This is a genomic window from Kitasatospora sp. NPDC051914 (assembly GCF_040680995.1).
Lineage (GTDB): Bacteria > Actinomycetota > Actinomycetes > Streptomycetales > Streptomycetaceae > Kitasatospora.
Genome location: NZ_JBFAXX010000060.1, coordinates 1 through 17,251 on the forward strand (window position 1 = coordinate 1; position 17,251 = coordinate 17,251).

Consider the following 17,251-nt stretch of genomic DNA (forward strand, 5'->3'; position numbering starts at 1 on the left):
GCACCTGGTGCGCGCGTTCAGCGCCGCCTTCGGCATCGCACCCCACCAGTACGTGATGTCCCGTCGCGTCGACCTCGCCCGCCGACTGCTGCTCGCCGGCCGGCCGCCCGGCGAGGTCGCGACCGCCGCCGGCTTCTACGACCAGTCCCATCTCACCCGGCACTTCAAGCGCGTCCTGGGCACCACCCCGGGCCGGTACGCCCGAGCCGGGCGCCGGCCGGGCACGGAGGGGCGTGCGCTCTGCGGCCCCGGCTCGTTGGACCCGGCGTGACGGGTGCTGCGGGCGACGGGCCGGTGCTGTGGGCGCTGGTGGTGCGGGAGACGGACGACGGCATGGTGGCGGAGATCGTCGTCGAGGTCGACGAGGGCCACTACGGCGCGTTGGCGACGGATGCCTGGGAGAGCGGCTTCGTGGCGGCCGGCGACGCCCCGGTGACCACCGGGTCGGTGCGGGTCCGCGGCGACCGGTTCGTGGGGCTGCTGCTGGTCGGCGGCCGCGAGGGGTGGGAGCCGAGACCCGTGATGGAGGCGCCGCCGGCATGGCTGTCGGCCGCGGCCGAGGCCGGTGGCGTACTGGTGACCGTGGTGCGCCCCGGCACCTGGCCGCCCGGCCTCGCCGGCCTCCCGCCCGACCGCCGCGCCGAGGCCTTCGAGGACCGCCTGGAGGAGGCCCGGGCCACCGGGACGGCGCTGCAGGGCATCGTGGATCTCGACCTGCAGTGAGCCGGCCGTCGTGCCGCACCGGCCGGAGCACTGCAGGGACGTGCTCAACCCAGCGTGAGCCACCGGATGCCCAGGCGGTCGACCTCCGCCGCTTCCTCCCCGGTGAGGGGATCGCGTCCCGTCGCCTTGCGCAGGAAGCGAAGCCGGTCCCAGTCCAGCTCCTCCAGCGCTGCTCCACCGTCCGGGCCGAGCAGGAGATCCTGCAGCACGTCCGCGGCCTGCGGAGTCAGCCACGGCTTGCGTCCCAGGGCATCGGCCAGGTCCAGACCGTGTACGGCGACCTCGACCACCCGGGTCACCAGGAACTCCGACAGCAGCATCGGATCGCCGTGCCGGGTACGGACGACACGCCCGTCCGCCTCGGCACGGCACAGGCGGTCCGCCTCCCGCCAGGTGGCGTCGAAACCCTCGACGGGGCGGGCTCCGCCGGCCTGCCGGGCCGCACGGTCCTGTGCCAGCGCGATCCGAGCCGCGTTGGTGTCCGGGGCGAAACGGCTGTCGGCCCGGTAGTACTCCGATGCCGACACCTCGGCGCAGGCCGGTGCCGGCACGGCCAGCATGCCGGGCAGCCAGGCGATCACCACCTGGACGTGCCCCAGCAGCTCGGCCACCGTCCACGGTGCACATCGTGTGGGCAGCCGCCACTCGGCCTGCGACACCCCGGTCATCTCCTGCACGAGTCGCCCGGCCTCGACACCGAACGCCTCGATCACCCGCCCCTGGTCCATGCCGATCAAGCTACCCGACCGGAACCGGTGCAACGGCAGGGCGCTGTCCCCAGGCTGCCGGTCTGCCGTTCTGCCGTCAGCGTGCCGGGCTCGTGGGTGTCTGTTCGACGAGGGTGGCGGTGGCACGGTCGAGGAACTCGCAGAAACGGCGGTGCTCGTCGGTGCTGAAACGTTCGGTCAGGGCGCGTTCGAGCACGATGACCTCCTGGTAGGCGCGGTCGAGCAGGTCCCGTCCGGCGTCGGTGAGGGTGGCGATCATGACCTTGGCGTGGGCGGGGGAGGCTGTGCGGTCGATGAGGTCCTTGGTCTGCATGCCGTTCAGGACGGTCGCCATGCTCTGCTGGGAGACGCCGCAGGCGCGGGCGAGTTGGGCGCCGGAACGGCCGTCCTCGCGGGAGAGGGCGAGCAGCACCGTGTACTGGGTCATGGTCAGCCCGTAGGTGCGCAGCACCGCTTCGTGGTGGGCCATCAGCGCCTGCTCGGCGCGGCGGATGCGGGTGCAGAGGTGTTCCTCGACGGGCGCCTCGACCATCTCTCAACTTCCTTACTTGACTCAACTACCTGATACTCATTAGCGTTTTCAGTATCAGGTTACTGAGTCAACACAGGGGGTTGAAACTCGATGAAGGCCGTTGTTCTGAGCGCCGACGACCGGTTCCGTCTGACCGAGACCGCGGAACCGGTCCCCGGGCCGGGCGAAGTGGCGGTACGGGTCGCCTGCGCGGGTGTCCAGTGGGGTGATGTGCTGGCGCGCCAGGGGCACTTCCCGATCCCGCGGCCGTTCGTGCCCGGCTTCGAGGCCGCGGGCCACATCGTCGCGGTCGGTGACGGCGTGGACGAGGGCCGCCTCGGGGAGCAGGTCCTCGCGCTGATCGGCGGAGGCGGCTACGCGCAGGTCGCGCTCGCGCCGGCCGCACTGGCCGTTCCTGCGGAGAGCGTCGACGTGCGCACCGCGGCGGGGTTCGGCTGGACCGCCCCGACCGCCTACGACCTGATCAACACCGTCGCGGGGGTCGAGGCCGGGGACAGTGTCCTGATCCACGCGGCATCCGGTGCGGTCGGCACCCTGGCCGCGCAGTTCGCCGCCGCGGCGGGCGCGCGGCGCATCGTCGGCGTGGCCGGCAACGCCGACCGGGCCGGCTACGCCCGCCGCTTCGGCTACCACCAGGTGCTGACCCGGGCGGAGTTCCCGGACGCCCTTGCCGGGGAGACCTTCGACGCGATCCTCGACCCCGTCGGCGGTGCGACCCGCACCGCGAACCTGGCACACCTGGCGCCGCACGGGCGGCTCGCCGTCTACGGCAACCTCGCCACCTTCGAGCCCGTCGACGTCCCGGTGAACGACCTGCTGATGAACGGGCAGTCGCTGATCACCTACAACAGCCACCTGCTGAGCCGCACCGACCCCGTCCGGCTGGCCGCCGGCGCCGCCCGTGCCCTGGCGCTGGTGGCCGACGGCTCGGTACGCATCGACATCACCGCCGAGTACGAACTCGCGGACGTGGGGACCGCGATCGACCACCTGGCGAGCGGTGCCACCCGCGGAAAGAGCGTCGTCCGGGTGCGGTGACACCGGGCGCGGCTCTCCCGCGGCGGGCGGTACCGGTCCGCGTAGCCGGCGGTCGGCCGGGTACACGCGGCACGTCCGAGGAGGACGAGCACGGAGGCCGGCGATGGAACCGGAAGTGGATCGGATCGCGCAGCCCTGGGGCGGCCGCACCCCGTACGCCCGCGGGGAGCCGTGGCCGGCGCGGGTCGACTCCTTCCTGGCACCCGGCGTCGGGACGGAGAGCGTCGAGCACTGGGCGCAGAGCGCGTCACTGCTGCACTCCAACGGGGACGCGATGGACATCGCCGTCGCCGACGGGCGGATCGTGGGGGTGCGCGGCCGCTCCGGCGACCGGGTGAACCGCGGCCGGCTCGGGCCGAAGGACCTGTTCGGCTGGCAGGCCAACCACTCCGCCGACCGGCTGACCACCCCGCTGATGCGCCGGGACGGTCGGCTGGTCGCCTGCGACTGGGACACCGCCATGGCCCGGGTCGTCGCCGAGGCGCAGCACCTGTTGCGCGAGCGCGGGCCCGGCTCGATCGGCTTCTACACGACCGGGCAGCTGTTCCTGGAGGAGTACTACACCCTCACGGTGATCGCCCGGGCCGGGATCGGCACCAACCACCTGGACGGCAACACCCGGCTGTGCACCGCCACGGCCGGCGAGGCGCTGAAGGAGACCTTCGGCAGCGACGGCCAGCCCGGCTCGTACACGGACGTCGACCACGCCGACGTCATCGCCCTGTTCGGCCACAACATGGCCGAGACCCAGCCGGTGCTCTGGATGCGGGTCCTGGACCGCCTCGAGGGCGCCGATCCGCCGCAGCTGGTGTGCGTCGACCCCCGCCCCACGCCGGTGGCACGTCGTGCCGCCGTGCACCTGGCGCCGCGCTCCGGCACCAACGTGGCCCTCCTCAACGCGCTGCTGCACGAGGTCATCCGCACCGGCCGGATCGACCGCGACTTCGTCGCCGACCGCACCGTCGGCTTCGACGAACTCGCCGCTCAGGTCGCCCGCTGCACGCCCGGATGGGCCGCCGGGATCTGCGACGTACCGGCCGCGGACATCGAGCGGGCCGCCGAAATCCTGGGCGGCGCCGAGCGGTTGCTGTCCACGGTGCTGCAGGGCGTCTACCAGTCCCACCAGGCGACCGCGGCCGCCTGCCAGGTCAACAACCTCCAGCTGATCCGCGGCATGCTCGGACGGCCCGGCTGCGGGGTCCTCCAGATGAACGGCCAGCCCACCGCCCAGAACACCCGGGAATGCGGCGCCGACGGCGACCTCCCGGGTTTCCGCAACTGGGAGAACGACCGGCACGTCGCCGACCTCGCGAAGGTCTGGAACGTCGAACCCTCGCGCATCCCGCACTACGGGCCGCCGACCCCGGCCATGCAGATCTTCCGCTACGCCGAGCAGGGCTCGATCCGGATGCTGTGGATCTCCGGCACCAACCCGGCCGTCTCCCTGCCCGAACTGCACCGCATCCGGGACGTCCTCGGCCAGGAACGGCTGTTCACGGTCGTTCAGGACCTGTACGCCACGGAGACCGCGCAACTGGCGGACGTCGTGCTGCCGGCCGCGACCTGGGGCGAGAAGACCGGGGCGTTCACCAACGCCGACCGCACCGTGCACCTCTCCGAGAAGGCCGTCGACCCGCCCGGCGAAGCCCGTCCCGACCTCGACATCCTCCTCGACTTCGCCCGCCGGATGGGATTCCGCGACAAGGACGGCGGCCCGCTGATCGGCTGGCACGACGCACCGTCGGCGTTCGAGGCGTGGAAGGAGTGCAGCCGCGGCCGGCCCTGCGACTACACCGGCCTCACCCACGACCGGCTGCGCGGCGGAAGCGGCATCCAGTGGCCCTGCACCGAGGACGCGCCCGACGGCACCGAGAGGCTCTACACCGACGGCATCACCTGGGCCGGGGCGGACGACTGCGAGACCTACGGCAAGGACCTGGTCACCGGGGCCTCCGTCTCCGGGGCCGAGTACCGGGCGCTCAATCCCGACGGCAAGGCGGTGCTGAGGGCCGCCGAGTACCTGCCCCCGCACGAGGACACCGGCGAGGAGTACCCGCTCCAGCTGAACACCGGCCGCACGCTGTACCACTTCCACACCCGCACCAAGACCGGCCGGGCACCGCAACTCGATGCCGCCGCGCCCGAGGTGTGGGCCGAGCTCTCCGCCGGCGAGGCGCAGCGGCACGGCGTGGCGGAGGGCGACCTGGTCGAGGTCGCCACTCCGCGCGGCTCGGTGCGCGGCCGCCTGCGGATCACCGGCATCCGCGACGGCATGGTCTTCCTGCCCTTCCACTACGGCTACTGGGACACCCCCGAAGGCCACCGCCCCGGCCGGACCGGCGGGCGGGCCGCCAACGAGACGACGATCAGCGACTGGGACCCGGTGTCCAAACAGCCGCTCCTCAAGGCCGCGGCCGCCCGTCTCACGCTGGTCGAGCGGGCCGACGGAGCCGTTTCCCCGGCGCCCACCACCACCGCCTCCGCCCCCGTCGACCCGCACGCCGCCCCGCCGACCACCGGGGGCCCGGCCGCTGTGGCCGCCCAGACCGCCGCACCCCCGGAAGGAGACGGACGGTGAGCGGAGCCTCCATCACCCTGCAGGCGCTGCACGACGGCGAGCGAAGGCTGGAGCACGACCTGCTCGTCGTCGCCCGGCGCCACCGAGCGGACCACGAAGTGCACCACGTCGCCACCGACGTCGCCCGCTGGTCCCACGAGCACGCCCACCGCATCGCCCGCGCCGCACAGCACTACGGCCTCGACCTGTCCGGTCCGGACGGAGACCCGGGCCCCGGCCTGATGGCGGCCGTGCGGGAGAAGGCCGCCGAGGCCCTCGGCCGCCGCTCCGAGATCGGCCTGCTCCTGCTGTACGACCTGTGCGACCTCCACCTCACCGCCACCGAGAACTCCCTCCGCTGGGAGATGCTCGCCCAGCTGGCACAGGCCACCGACGACAGCAGACTGCTCGACCTGGCCACCGCCTGCCACCCGCAGACGCTGCGTCAGATGCGCTGGACCAACACCATGATCAAGACCCTCTCCCCGCAACTGCTCGGCAGCGTGTGACGGCCGGCCGCCGCGGCGAGACGTGCCGGAGCCGTCGCCGTGCAGGAGCGAAGGCAACCAGGAGGACGACATGAACCAGCCCGGACCGATCAAGAAGATCGTCGAGAAGGCGGTGGAGGCGGCGGAGGAGGTCCTGCCGGAGTCACCGCCCGAGGTACCAGGGGCGCCCGGGCCCGAGCCGCCGCAGGTGGCGGAGCCCACCGAGCCGCGGCCACCGCTGCCGCCGAAACGCGAACAGGCCGCCCCGCGCCCCGTCTCGGCGACCGGCCGGGCGGACGGCGCGGACCCCGGTGTGCGCGCCCAGAACGGGGAGTTCCTCACCACGGCACAGGGTGCACGCCTGCCGGACTCGGACCACTCCCTCAAGGCCGGGCCGCGCGGACCCGTCCTGCTGCAGGACCACCACCTGCGGGAGAAGATCACCCACTTCGACCACGAGCGCATCCCGGAACGCGTCGTGCACGCCCGCGGTGCCGCCGCGCACGGCGTCTTCCGCAGCTACGGCAGCGCCGCGGGCCTCACCAGGGCGGCGTTCCTCGCCCAGGACGTCGAGACGCCGGTGTTCGTGCGGTTCTCCACCGTGCTCGGGTCCCGAGGGTCGGCGGACACCGTGCGCGACACCCGCGGCTTCGCCACCAAGTTCTACACCGGCGAGGGCGTCTTCGACCTGGTCGGCAACAACATCCCGGTGTTCTTCATCCAGGACGCGGTCAAGTTCCCGGACGTGGTCCACGCCGCCAAGCCGCACCCCGACCGGGAGATCCCGCAGGCGCAGTCCGCCCACGACACCTTCTGGGACTTCGTCTCCCTGCACACCGAGGCCACCCACCACACCCTGTGGAACATGTCCGACCGCGGCATCCCCCGATCGTTCCGGACGATGGAGGGCTTCGGCGTGCACACCTTCCGCCTGATCGACGCCGAGGGCCGCACCACCCTGGTCAAGTGGCACTGGAAACCGAAGCTCGGCGTGCACTCCCTGGTCTGGGAGGAGGCACAGCTGATCGCAGGGGCGGACCCGGACTTCCACCGCCGCGACCTCTACGACGCCATCGAGTCGGGCGCCTTCCCGCAGTGGGAGCTGGGTATCCAGGTGCTCCCCGACACCCCGGAGCAGACCTTCGAGGGCATCGACCTGCTCGACCCGACGAAGATCGTCCCCGAGGAGCTGGCCCCGGTCGAGCCGATCGGCCTGCTCACCCTCAACGCGAACCCGACGAACTTCTTCGCCGAGGTCGAACAGGTCGCCTTCCACCCGGGTCACCTCGTCCCGGGCATCGACGTCACCGACGACCCGCTGCTGGCCGGCCGGCTGTTCTCCTACCTCGACACCCAGATCACCCGCCTCGGCGGCCCGAACTTCGCCCAGATACCGGTCAACCGCACCCACGCCCCGGTCAACGACATGCTGCGCGACGGCTTCCACCAGCACGCCGTGCACAGCGGCGTCGCGCCGTACAAGCCGAACTCCCTGGACGGCGGCTGCCCGTTCTTCGCCGGCGCCGGTGACCACGCCCGCATCGAGCACCCCCTCCCGCTGCCCGCAGCGGCGAAGGTCCGCGAGGCACCGGCCTCCTTCGACGACCACTTCGGCCAACCGCGGCTGTTCTGGGCGAGCATGAGCCCGCCGGAGCGCGAACACATCATCGCCGCATACACCTTCGAACTCGCCAAGTGCTACGAGCCGGCCGTCAGGGAACGCACCCTGCGGGTGCTGGCCGAGATCGACCCGCACCTGTGCGCGGAGGTGGCCCGCGGGCTCGGCCTGCCCGCCCCCGAGCCCGCCGAGCCGCTCGCCGATCCGCGGCCCAGCCCGGCACTCTCCCAGATCGGCCGGACCTGGCCGACCACGGGCCGGGTGATCGGCATCGTCGCCGACCCGGACGGTGACCTCGGGGCGCTCGCCTCGGTGCGCCGCGCGATCCTGGCCGCGGACATGGCGCCGCTGGTCGTCGCTCCCACCGGCGGGCAGCTGACGGCGGGGGACGCGGAACCGGTGACCGTCCAGCGGACCTTCGCCACCGCCCGCTCCATCGAATTCGACGCCGTACTGCTGGCGGGTGCCCCCGCCCCGGGCGCCGACGCCGACGGCGGCCGCGACGCGAAGGCCGGCAGCCCGGCCGCTCCCGGTACCGCCGTCGACCCCCGCATCACCCTGATGCTGGGCGAGGCCTGGCGCCACGCCAAGGCCATCGGAGGCTGGGGCGGGGCCGACCGGGCCCTGCGGGCGGCCGGCATCCCGGCCGACGCCCCCGGCGTCGTCCTCGGCGAGGACGGCGAGGCCGTCCTGAGCGGCATCACCGACCTCCTCGCCGCCCACCGCGTCTGGGACCGGTTCCCCCCGCCACCCGAGACGGGCCGCTGATCCGCCGGGGCCGCCGACGGCGTGGGACTCCCGGGCAGGCCGCCGCACTGCGGGAACACGATCCGGCCCGCACGGCGTTGGCGGCCGCACGTCCGACGTCCCGTCGGCCCGTGCCCCGGCGGGTCGAGAGCGTCCCGTGTCGGTCGGCGACGGGGGCGTCCACCACGGCCCGGGCGACGCCGGCGGGACCGACGTGTGCCGAGGAGAGCATTTCGACCCACGACGACCGCAGCAGCAGGTCCTCGGGTTCCGTACCGAGATGCCGTTCCAGGTGGCGCGGTGGCGAATCGCGACGATCGCCACGGGGTTGGGCCCCGGAGTGCCGCCGGGACGGCGGAACGGGTCCGCCGCCGTCGCCGCGGTGATCGAGTACGGCGCCGCAGGTGCTCTCCCGGAGCGGGCGCAGCCCACCCGCGGCCGGCGGCCACGCGACCTGCCGCCGTCCGGCCAAAGGCGTGTCGTGATGGTCCGTTCGGGTGTTCCGCCCGCGCGGCGCGCCCCGGGGGCGGTGGTGCTGCGCGTTAGCGTCTGATGATCCGACACCCCGCATCGGGAGAGAGGCCGGGAATGCGCACCTTCCGCTCACGGTGGCTGAACGCGGCCGCGGGGCTCTGCGTCGCCGCGTCGGTCCTGGCCGGCTGCGGGAGCAACGGTCAGGGCGGGCCGGTGACGTTGAACTGGTACAACTTCCCCGACGACTCGGGCGCTCTCCAGCAGGCGGCGGACCGGTGCGGTCAGCAGTCGGGCGGGCGCTACACCATCAAGTACAACAAGCTGCCGCGCGGCGCCGACGGCCAGCGCCAGCAGCTGGTGCGCCGGATGGCCGCGCACGACACGGGCGTGGACATCCTCGGCCTGGACGTCACCTGGCCGGCCGAGTTCGCGGAGGCCGGGTGGATCCGGGAGTGGACCGGGGCGATGAAGGAGCAGGCCACCGCCGACACCCTCGAGGCGGCCGTGCAGACCGCGACCTGGCAGGGCCGCCTGTTCGCGGTGCCGTACAACTCCAACACGCAGTTGCTGTGGTACCGGGACGATCTGGTGCCGAACCCGCCGAAGACCTGGGCGGAGATGCTGGCCCAGGCGGACGCACTGGCGAAGCAGGGCAAGCCGCACTACGTGGAGATCCAGGGCGCGCAGTACGAGGGCCTGACGGTGTGGTTCAACACCCTGGTCACCAGCGCCGGCGGCTCGATCCTCACCCCGGACGCGCAGGCACCCTCGCTCGGCCCGCCCGCGGTCGTCGCCGCCGGGGTGATGCACGACACCGCCACGTCGTCGGCCGCCGACCCCTCGCTGCCCAACCAGATGGAGGACCAGAACCGGTTGGCGATGGAGTCCGGAACCGCGGCCTTCGAGCTCAACTACCCCTTCGTCTACCCGTCGATGAAGGCCAACCAGCCCGAACTGTTCAAGCACTTCCGCTGGGCGCCGTACCCTGCGGTGCTGCCCGACCGGCCAGCCAGCGTGACGATCGGCGGGATCGACCTGGCCGTCGGCGCGTACGGCCGGCACCCGGACCTGGCGTACGAGGCCACGCTGTGCCTGCGGGACCGGGAGAACCAGCTCACCAACGCGCTGAAGGGCGGCCTGCCGCCGTCGTTGCGCAGCCTGTACCAGGCGGCCGAGCTCACCGAGAGCTACCCGTTCGCCGCGGACGTGCTCGCCGCGCTGGAGACCGCCAGCGTGCGGCCGCAGACCCCCGCCTACCAGAACGTGTCCATCGCCGTCTCGCACACCCTCTCGCCGCCCGCCGACATCCATCCGGAGAGCACCGTGGCCGACCTCCGCGGGCAGATCGAGGACGCCCTCGGCTCCAAGGGGCTGATCCCGTGACACCTGCCACCGCACTCGGCGACCAGGCCGGGAAGAAGACCGCGGAACTGTCCGAGGGCGCGCGCCAGGAGCGCCGACTGGGCCTGCTGCTGTGCGCGCCCGCCGCGATCGTGATGCTGGCGGTCACCGCCTACCCGATCGTGTACGCGATCTACCTCTCGCTGCAGCGCTACGACCTGCGGTTCCCGAACCAGGCCGAGTGGGTGGGCCTGTCCAACTACGGCGCGGTGCTCAGCTCCCCGTTCTGGTGGCAGGCGCTGTGGGTCACCGTACTGATCACCGTGGTGTCGGTGGCGATCGAGCTGGTGCTCGGCATGGCGCTCGCGCTGGTGATGCACCGCGCGGTCTTCGGCCGAGGCACCGTCCGCACCGCCGTCCTGATCCCCTACGGCATCGTCACCGTGGTCGCCGCGTACTCCTGGCAGTACGCCTGGACACCGGGCATCGGCTACCTCGCCGCGCTGCTGCCGGAGGGCAGCGCCCCGCTGACCGACCAGTGGCAGGCGATCGGCCTGATCATCCTGGCCGAGGTGTGGAAGACCACGCCGTTCATGGCCCTGCTCCTGCTGGCCGGCCTGGCCCTGGTACCCGACGAGACCGTCCGGGCGGCCATGGTCGACGGAGCGACGTTCTGGCAGCGGCTGCGCCTGGTGATCCTGCCGCTGATGAAACCGGCGATCCTGGTCGCCCTGCTCTTCCGCACCCTGGACGCCTTCCGGATCTTCGACAACATCTACGTGCTGACCGGCGGCGCCAACGACACCGGATCGGTCTCGATCCTCGGCTACGACAACCTCTTCACCGCCCTGAACCTGGGCATCGGGTCGGCGATCTCGGTGCTGATCTTCCTCTGCGTGGCGATCATCGCCTTCGTCTTCATCAAGGTCTTCGGCGCCGCCGCGCCGGGTGGCGAACCGGAGCGCCGATGAGCAGCCGCACCCGCACCCTGACGAGCTGGGGCTTCGCCAACCTGATCGTCGTGCTGTACGCGCTCTTCCCGGTGTGGTGGATCGTGGCGCTCTCCTTCAAGGAGCCGAGCACCCTCACCGACGGCGACTTCATCCCGCGCGAGTGGACCTGGGAGAACTACCAGGGGATCTTCGAGACCTCGGAGTTCACCCGCGCCCTGGTCAACTCCATCGGCATCTCGGTGATCGCCACCACCATCGCCGTCGTCCTCGGCACCATGGCCGCCTACGCGGTGGCCCGGCTGCGGTTCCCCGGCAAGCGGCTGCTGATCGGCGTGTCCCTGCTGATCGCCATGTTCCCGCCGATCTCGCTGGTCTCGCCGCTGTTCAACATCGAGCGCGCGCTCGGGATCTTCGACACCTGGCTGGGGCTGATCATCCCGTACATGACCTTCTCGCTGCCGCTGGCGATCTACACCCTGTCGGCGTTCTTCCGCGAGATCCCGTGGGACCTGGAGAAGGCGGCGAAGGTGGACGGCGCCACCCCGTGGCAGGCCTTCCGGATGGTCATCGCGCCGCTGGCCGCCCCCGGCGTCGTCACCACGGCGATCCTGGTCTTCATCTTCTGCTGGAACGACTTCCTGTTCGCCATCTCGCTGACCTCCACCACCCGGGCCAGGACCGTCCCGGCGGCGATCGCCTTCTTCACCGGCAGCTCCCAGTTCCAGCAGCCGACCGGATCCATCGCCGCCGCCGCGGTGGTCATCACCATTCCGATCGTGATCTTCGTTCTGCTGTTCCAGCGCCGCATCGTCGCCGGCCTGACCGCCGGCGCAGTCAAGGGATGAGACCGCCCCACCGGGCGGACCAGGAAGGCGAACCGTGGCCGAGATCGTCCTCGACGGCATCACCAAGCGCTACCCCGACGGCGCACTCGCCGTCCGAGACTTCAACCTCACCATCGCCGACGGCGAGTTCGTCATCCTCGTCGGCCCGTCCGGCTGCGGCAAGTCCACCACCCTCAACATGATCGCCGGGCTGGAGGACATCACCGAGGGCACGCTGAGCATCGGCGGGCAGGTCGTCAACGACCGCGCCCCCAAGGACCGCGACATCGCCATGGTCTTCCAGAGCTACGCCCTCTACCCGCACATGACCGTCCGCGACAACATGGGCTTCGCCCTGCGCCTGGCCAAGGTCGACAAGGCCGCCATCGCCGCCAAGGTCGAGGAAGCCGCCCGCATCCTCGACCTGACCCAGCACCTCGACCGCAGACCCGCCAACCTCTCCGGCGGACAGCGCCAGCGCGTCGCGATGGGCCGCGCCATCGTCCGGGACCCGAAGGCCTTCCTCATGGACGAGCCGCTGTCGAACCTCGACGCCAAGCTCCGGGTCCAGATGCGCACCCAGATCGCAGCCCTCCAACGGCGCCTGGGCACCACCACCGTCTACGTCACCCACGACCAGGTCGAGGCCATGACCCTCGGCGACCGGGTGGTCGTCATGCGCGCCGGCGTCGTGCAGCAGGTCGGCTCGCCCCAGCACCTGTACGACGCACCGGTGAACCTGTTCGTGGCGGGCTTCATCGGCTCGCCCGGCATGAACTTCCTCGGCGCGACGCTCGAGCAGAACGCGCTGCGCACCTCGCTGGGCGACGTCCCGCTGGACGACCGGATCCGACGTGCTCTGGAACGTGCGGACGCGCCGCGCGACCTCATCGTGGGCATCCGCCCCGAGGCGTTCGAGGACGCCTCGCTGGTCGACGAGCACGCGCACGGCATCACCCACACCGTCACCGTGGAGGTCCGGGAGTCGGTGGGATCCGACGTGTACGTGCACTTCGCCGAGGAGGGCGGGCCCGCCCGTAGCGAGGAGCTCGCCGAACTCGCCGCAGACTCGGGACGGGCGGACACGGGCGTGCAGGAGCAGCGGGTGGTCGCCAGGCTGAACACCGCCACCCGGGCCGCCGAGGGCAGCCCGCTGGAGCTGTGGATCGACACCGCCCGCATCCACGTCTTCGACCCCGCGACCGGCACCAACCTGACCCGCCCCGAGCAGGCCGCGGACTGACGCCGGTTCCGCGCCGACACCCCTCCCCGGACCGGTGCCAGGGGACGGAGGCCGAGGCGCGGCTCGGGACGCGTGTCGTACGGGCGCGGCACGTCACGCCCGCCGGGCCCCGTGCACGACGGTGCCCGGCCGGCCCACCGGGGCCGACCGGGCACCGCAGCACAGCTGCTCCGCCGCTCAGTGCAGGTCGAACCGGTCGAGGTTCATCACCTTGTTCCACGCCGCCACGAAGTCGCGCACGAACTTCTCGTCCGCGTCCGCGGAGGCGTAGACCTCGGCGACGGCGCGCAGCTGGGAGTTCGATCCGAAGACGAGGTCGACGGCGGTGGCCGTCCACTTCAGCTCGTCCGTGGCACGGTCCCGTCCCTCGAAGACGTCCGTGTCCGCCTCCGACGCCTTCCACACCGTGCCCATGCCGAGCACATTGACGAAGAAGTCGGTGGTCAACGCCTCCGGGCGCTGCGTGAGGACGCCGTGCGGGGAGCCCCGGAAGCCCGCGTTCAGCGCCCGCATACCGCCGACCAGGACGGTCATCTCGGGCACGGTCAGCGTCAGCAGGTTCGCCCGGTCGAGCAGCAGGGTCTCCGGCGACAGCTTCTCGCCGGCCCGCAGGTAGTTGCGGAACCCGTCCGCCCGCGGTTCGAGCACGGCGAACGACTCGACGTCGGTCTGCTCCTGCGAGGCGTCCGTGCGCCCCGGCGCGAACGGGACCGTGACGGTGTGCCCCGCGTTCCGGGCGGCACGCTCGACCGCGGCGCAGCCGCCCAGGACGATCAGGTCGGCGAGCGAGACCTTCTTGCCGCCGGTCTGCGCGCCGTTGAAGTCCCGCTGGATCTCCTCCAGCCGCCGGACCGTCTCGGCCACCTCGGGCAGGTCGTTGACCTCCCAGTCCTTCTGCGGCGCCAGCCGGATCCGCGCCCCGTTGGCCCCGCCGCGCTTGTCGGTGCCGCGGAAGCTCGCCGCCGCCGCCCACGCCGTGCCGACCAGCTGCGGAATGCTCAGACCGGAGTCGGCGATCCGGTCCTTGAGGGCGGCGATGTCCTCGTCGGCGACCAGTTCGTGGTCGACTTCGGGGACCGGGTCCTGCCACAGCTGCGGTTCGGGAACCCACGGCCCGAGGTAACGGGACACCGGGCCCATGTCGCGGTGCAGCAGCTTGTACCAGGCCTTGGCGAACGCCTCGGCGAGCTGGTCCGGGTGTTCGTGGAAGCGCCTGCAGATCGGCGCGTAGACCGGGTCCTCCCGCAGCGAGAGGTCCGTCGTCAGCATCATCGGGGCGTGCCGCTTCGACGGGTCGTGCGCGTCCGGCACGGTGCCCTGCGCCGCGGGGTCGGTGGGCTTCCACTGGTGGGCCCCGGCGGGGCTGGTGGTCAGCTCCCAGTCGTACCGGAACAGGTTGTCCAGGTAGCCGTTGTCCCACGTCGTGGGCTCGTTGGTCCATGCGCCCTCGAGCCCGCTGGTGAGCGTGTCGGCGCCCTTGCCGCTGCCGTACGTGTTGTGCCAGCCCAGGCCCTGCTGCTCGAGGGGAGCGGCCTCGGGCTCCGGGCCGAGGTAGGACGGGTCGACGGCGCCGTGGCACTTGCCGAAGGTGTGGCCGCCGACGATGAGCGCGACGGTCTCCTCGTCGTTCATGGCCATGCGCCCGAAGGTCTCCCGGATGTCGCGGGCGGCGGCCAGCGGGTCCGGGTTGCCGTTGGGGCCCTCCGGATTGACGTAGATCAGCCCCATCTGCACGGCGCCGAACGGATTGGCGAGATTGCGGTCGCCGCTGTAGCGCTCGTCGCCGAGCCAGGTGTCCTCGGGACCCCAGAAGATCTCCTCGGGCTCCCAGATGTCCTCGCGCCCGAAGCCGAAGCCGAACGTCCTGAATCCCATGGATTCCATGGCGCAGTTGCCGGCGAACACCAGGAGGTCGGCCCAGGAGATCTTCCGGCCGTACTTCTGCTTGACCGGCCAGAGCAGCCGCCGCGCCTTGTCCAGGCTGGCGTTGTCCGGCCAGCTGTTGAGCGGCGCGAAGCGCTGGGCGCCGCTGCCGCCGCCGCCCCGGCCGTCCGCGATGCGGTACGTGCCGGCGGCGTGCCAGCTCATCCGGATGAACAGCGGTCCGTAGTGGCCGTAGTCGGCGGGCCACCAGTCCTGCGATTTCGTCATCAGCTCGATGACGTCCCGCTTCAGCTCGTCCACGTCCAGGGTGGCGAACTCCGCCGCGTAGTCGAAGTCCTCGCCCATCGGATCGGGACCGGGTGAGTGCTGGCGCAGCACCTGGAGGTCCAGCTGGGCGGGCCACCAGTCCCGGTTCGTCCTGGGGCGGGTCGACGTGGGGGTGGGGGAGGGAATTGCTGGGTTCTCGCTCTCGCTGCCGGACACGTCCGCCCCTTCTTCCTCGATCGGTCTATTTGTACCCTTTCTCCCATATCGTCCCGCACCGTGGACCGTACGGCGGGAAGAACACGCAGAACGTCGGCTCCCGCCCGTGCGGGAGAGGTCGTCGCGGGTGGTGGATCGCGTGAGGTGCGATCCCGGAGGTTCCCGGTTCAGGTCTTCCGGGTCACTCGGGAAGCTGGGCCTTGATGGCCTGGTCCGCGGCGGCGACTGCCGGCGCCACCGGATCGCCCTTGACCGCCGAGTAGATCAGCGCGTTGAACGGTCCCCAGACGGCGCCCATCTGAGGGAGCGACGGCAGCGGCACGCCGGCCTTCGCGGCCTGCTCGAAAGCCGCGAGGTCGGGGTCGGCGGCGCGCGCGTGGGCGAGGGCCTCCTTCAGGGCCGGCATCCTGGGCTCGGCCTTGTACAGGGCGTCGGCGAGCTCGACGGAGCCGAGCGTCGAGAGGACGAACTCGTGGGCGAGCGCCTTGTGCGCACCCTTGCTGGCGACGAAGAACGACTGGACGCCGACGAACGACCGGGCGGGGTCCTCGCCCGCGAATCCGGGCACGGGGGAGACGGCGTACTTGGTCCCTGCGGCCCGCACGTCCGCCAGGCGCCACGGGCCGGACACCAGGAAGGGGGTCTTCCCCGAGGTGAAGGCGGCCGCCGTGTTCTCGGAGGTGTAGGAGCGGCGCAGGACCCCCTTCCCCTTCTCTCCCAGCGTCGCGATCTTCTCGATCGCGGCGACCGACGCGGGGCTCCCGACGCCGAGGTCGGACGGATTGGCGTTGCCCCGCCCGTCGTCGCCGAACAGGTAGCCGCCGCCGGAGCTGAACAGCGGGTACATGTGGTACGTGTCACCGGACTTCCCGTCCGACTGGCTGACGGTGTATCCGACCGCCTGGGACACCTTGCCGGCCTTCCGGAGCGCCTCCCCGGTCGCCACCAGCTCGTCGAAGGTCCCGGGGGCGCCGGGAGCGAGTTCGGTGTTGCGGAACAGCACCAGGCTCTCCACCGCGTACGGAATGCCGTAGAACTGGCCGTTGTACATCACCGCCCTGCGGGCGACGTCCACGTAGTCCTCCATCTTGTTGTCGAGCACCAGGATGGGGTCTATGAAGCCGTTCAGTACGAGGTTGCCGATCCAGTCGTGGGCGCCGACCATGACGTCCGGGCCCGTGCCCGCCCGGGAGGCCCTGATGAACGTCTCCTGCTGGTTCTCCGTGACGGCGACGATCTCCGCCTTGGCGCCGTGCTTGGCGGCGAAGGCGTCCGCGAACGGTCTGAGCGCCTCGGCGCGCTTCTCGTCGGCCCAGATCACCAGCGTCCCGTTCGGGGCGTCCTCGGACGAACCGAAGGACGAGCCCGAGCCGCAGGCGGTCAGGCCGAGGGACAGGCAGATCGTGGCGGCGAGGAGTGCGAGATGTCTGCGCACGCGTTTGCTCCAGGTCGGTGGGGGTGGGTGGCCGGCGGGAGCAGCCGGGTGCGCAGAAGCTAGCAACGCCACCCCGGGAGGGCAACGCCTTTCAGAAAGTTTCGTGAACACTTTCAAAGTATTTGCAGCACGGGCGTCCCCGGCAGGGCGCCGAAGGGCGACGGAACTGCGGGATTTCCCAGA

14 protein-coding genes are annotated in these 17,251 nt (G+C 71.8%); 10 read left to right on the forward strand and 4 right to left on the reverse strand.

Annotated elements, in window-relative coordinates; all coding sequences use genetic code 11:
• A partial coding sequence (locus AB0M03_RS31025) for a helix-turn-helix transcriptional regulator (RefSeq protein ID WP_363497441.1) occupies positions 1-271 on the forward strand: 271 nt, incomplete at its 5' end.
• A complete protein-coding gene (locus AB0M03_RS31030) occupies positions 268-723 on the forward strand; it encodes a hypothetical protein (protein ID WP_363497444.1) in 456 nt (151 codons plus the stop codon). The genes AB0M03_RS31025 and AB0M03_RS31030, both read left to right, overlap by 4 nt.
• Positions 724-767: 44 nt before the next feature.
• Here AB0M03_RS31030 and AB0M03_RS31035 read toward each other — a convergent pair whose 3' ends face one another.
• Both AB0M03_RS31035 and AB0M03_RS31040 read right to left on the reverse strand, forming a co-directional pair.
• Positions 768-1,451, reverse strand: coding sequence for a maleylpyruvate isomerase N-terminal domain-containing protein (locus AB0M03_RS31035; RefSeq protein ID WP_363497446.1), 684 nt, complete (start codon positions 1,449-1,451; stop codon positions 768-770).
• Between the two features lie 76 nt (positions 1,452-1,527).
• Positions 1,528-1,983, reverse strand: coding sequence for a MarR family transcriptional regulator (locus tag AB0M03_RS31040; protein ID WP_363497449.1), 456 nt, complete (start codon positions 1,981-1,983; stop codon positions 1,528-1,530).
• Between the two features lie 90 nt (positions 1,984-2,073).
• Between AB0M03_RS31040 and AB0M03_RS31045 the strand changes: the two genes are divergently transcribed.
• The 8 genes from AB0M03_RS31045 to ugpC all read left to right on the forward strand — a co-directional run bounded on the left by AB0M03_RS31045 (position 2,074) and on the right by ugpC (position 13,266).
• Positions 2,074-3,021 carry a zinc-binding alcohol dehydrogenase family protein gene (locus tag AB0M03_RS31045; protein WP_363497452.1) on the forward strand — a complete coding sequence of 316 codons (948 nt, stop codon included), beginning with the start codon at positions 2,074-2,076 and terminating at the stop codon, positions 3,019-3,021.
• A 103-nt stretch (positions 3,022-3,124) separates the two neighbouring features.
• Positions 3,125-5,599, forward strand: a complete 2,475-nt coding sequence (locus tag AB0M03_RS31050) for a nitrate reductase (RefSeq protein WP_363497455.1) — start codon at positions 3,125-3,127, stop codon at positions 5,597-5,599.
• A complete protein-coding gene (locus AB0M03_RS31055) occupies positions 5,596-6,087 on the forward strand; it encodes a hypothetical protein (RefSeq protein ID WP_363497458.1) in 492 nt (163 codons plus the stop codon). The genes AB0M03_RS31050 and AB0M03_RS31055 overlap by 4 nt, the downstream gene beginning before the upstream one ends.
• 70 nt (positions 6,088-6,157) lie before the next feature.
• Complete coding sequence (locus AB0M03_RS31060) at positions 6,158-8,452, forward strand: catalase (RefSeq protein ID WP_363497461.1); 2,295 nt, start codon at positions 6,158-6,160, stop codon at positions 8,450-8,452.
• A gap of 567 nt (positions 8,453-9,019) precedes the next feature.
• Entirely contained in the window at positions 9,020-10,288 is a 1,269-nt protein-coding gene (locus tag AB0M03_RS31065; protein WP_363497464.1) for an ABC transporter substrate-binding protein, read from the forward strand.
• Positions 10,285-11,217 carry a sugar ABC transporter permease gene (locus AB0M03_RS31070; RefSeq protein WP_363497467.1) on the forward strand — a complete coding sequence of 311 codons (933 nt, stop codon included), beginning with the start codon at positions 10,285-10,287 and terminating at the stop codon, positions 11,215-11,217. Before AB0M03_RS31065 ends, AB0M03_RS31070 begins: the two co-directional genes overlap by 4 nt.
• A complete protein-coding gene (locus tag AB0M03_RS31075; protein ID WP_363497470.1) occupies positions 11,214-12,044 on the forward strand; it encodes a carbohydrate ABC transporter permease in 831 nt (276 codons plus the stop codon). The genes AB0M03_RS31070 and AB0M03_RS31075 overlap by 4 nt, the downstream gene beginning before the upstream one ends.
• A 34-nt stretch (positions 12,045-12,078) precedes the next feature.
• A complete protein-coding gene (gene ugpC, locus AB0M03_RS31080; protein ID WP_363497472.1) occupies positions 12,079-13,266 on the forward strand; it encodes a sn-glycerol-3-phosphate ABC transporter ATP-binding protein UgpC in 1,188 nt (395 codons plus the stop codon).
• Between the two features lie 177 nt (positions 13,267-13,443).
• Here the strand turns inward: ugpC and katG are convergent, their stop codons facing one another.
• Together katG and AB0M03_RS31090 are read right to left on the reverse strand one after the other, a co-directional pair.
• Positions 13,444-15,603 carry a catalase/peroxidase HPI gene (gene katG / locus AB0M03_RS31085; RefSeq protein WP_363497567.1) on the reverse strand — a complete coding sequence of 720 codons (2,160 nt, stop codon included), beginning with the start codon at positions 15,601-15,603 and terminating at the stop codon, positions 13,444-13,446.
• 211 nt (positions 15,604-15,814) lie between these two features.
• Positions 15,815-17,068: a maltose ABC transporter substrate-binding protein gene (locus tag AB0M03_RS31090; RefSeq protein WP_363497475.1), complete on the reverse strand. Its 1,254-nt coding sequence runs from the start codon at positions 17,066-17,068 to the stop codon at positions 15,815-15,817.
• Between the last annotated feature and the right edge of the window lie 183 nt (positions 17,069-17,251).

What these genes read in the sequence shown, in the direction of transcription:
- AB0M03_RS31035 (WP_363497446.1), bottom strand. Translation starts at nt 1,451, where the DNA reads ATGGACCAGGGGCGGGTGATCGAGGCGTTCGGTGTCGAGGCCGGGCGA.
- AB0M03_RS31040 (WP_363497449.1), bottom strand. Translation starts at nt 1,983, where the DNA reads ATGGTCGAGGCGCCCGTCGAGGAACACCTCTGCACCCGCATCCGCCGC.
- AB0M03_RS31045 (WP_363497452.1), top strand. Translation starts at nt 2,074, where the DNA reads ATGAAGGCCGTTGTTCTGAGCGCCGACGACCGGTTCCGTCTGACCGAG.
- AB0M03_RS31050 (WP_363497455.1), top strand. Translation starts at nt 3,125, where the DNA reads ATGGAACCGGAAGTGGATCGGATCGCGCAGCCCTGGGGCGGCCGCACC.
- AB0M03_RS31060 (WP_363497461.1), top strand. Translation starts at nt 6,158, where the DNA reads ATGAACCAGCCCGGACCGATCAAGAAGATCGTCGAGAAGGCGGTGGAG.
- AB0M03_RS31065 (WP_363497464.1), top strand. Translation starts at nt 9,020, where the DNA reads ATGCGCACCTTCCGCTCACGGTGGCTGAACGCGGCCGCGGGGCTCTGC.
- AB0M03_RS31075 (WP_363497470.1), top strand. Translation starts at nt 11,214, where the DNA reads ATGAGCAGCCGCACCCGCACCCTGACGAGCTGGGGCTTCGCCAACCTG.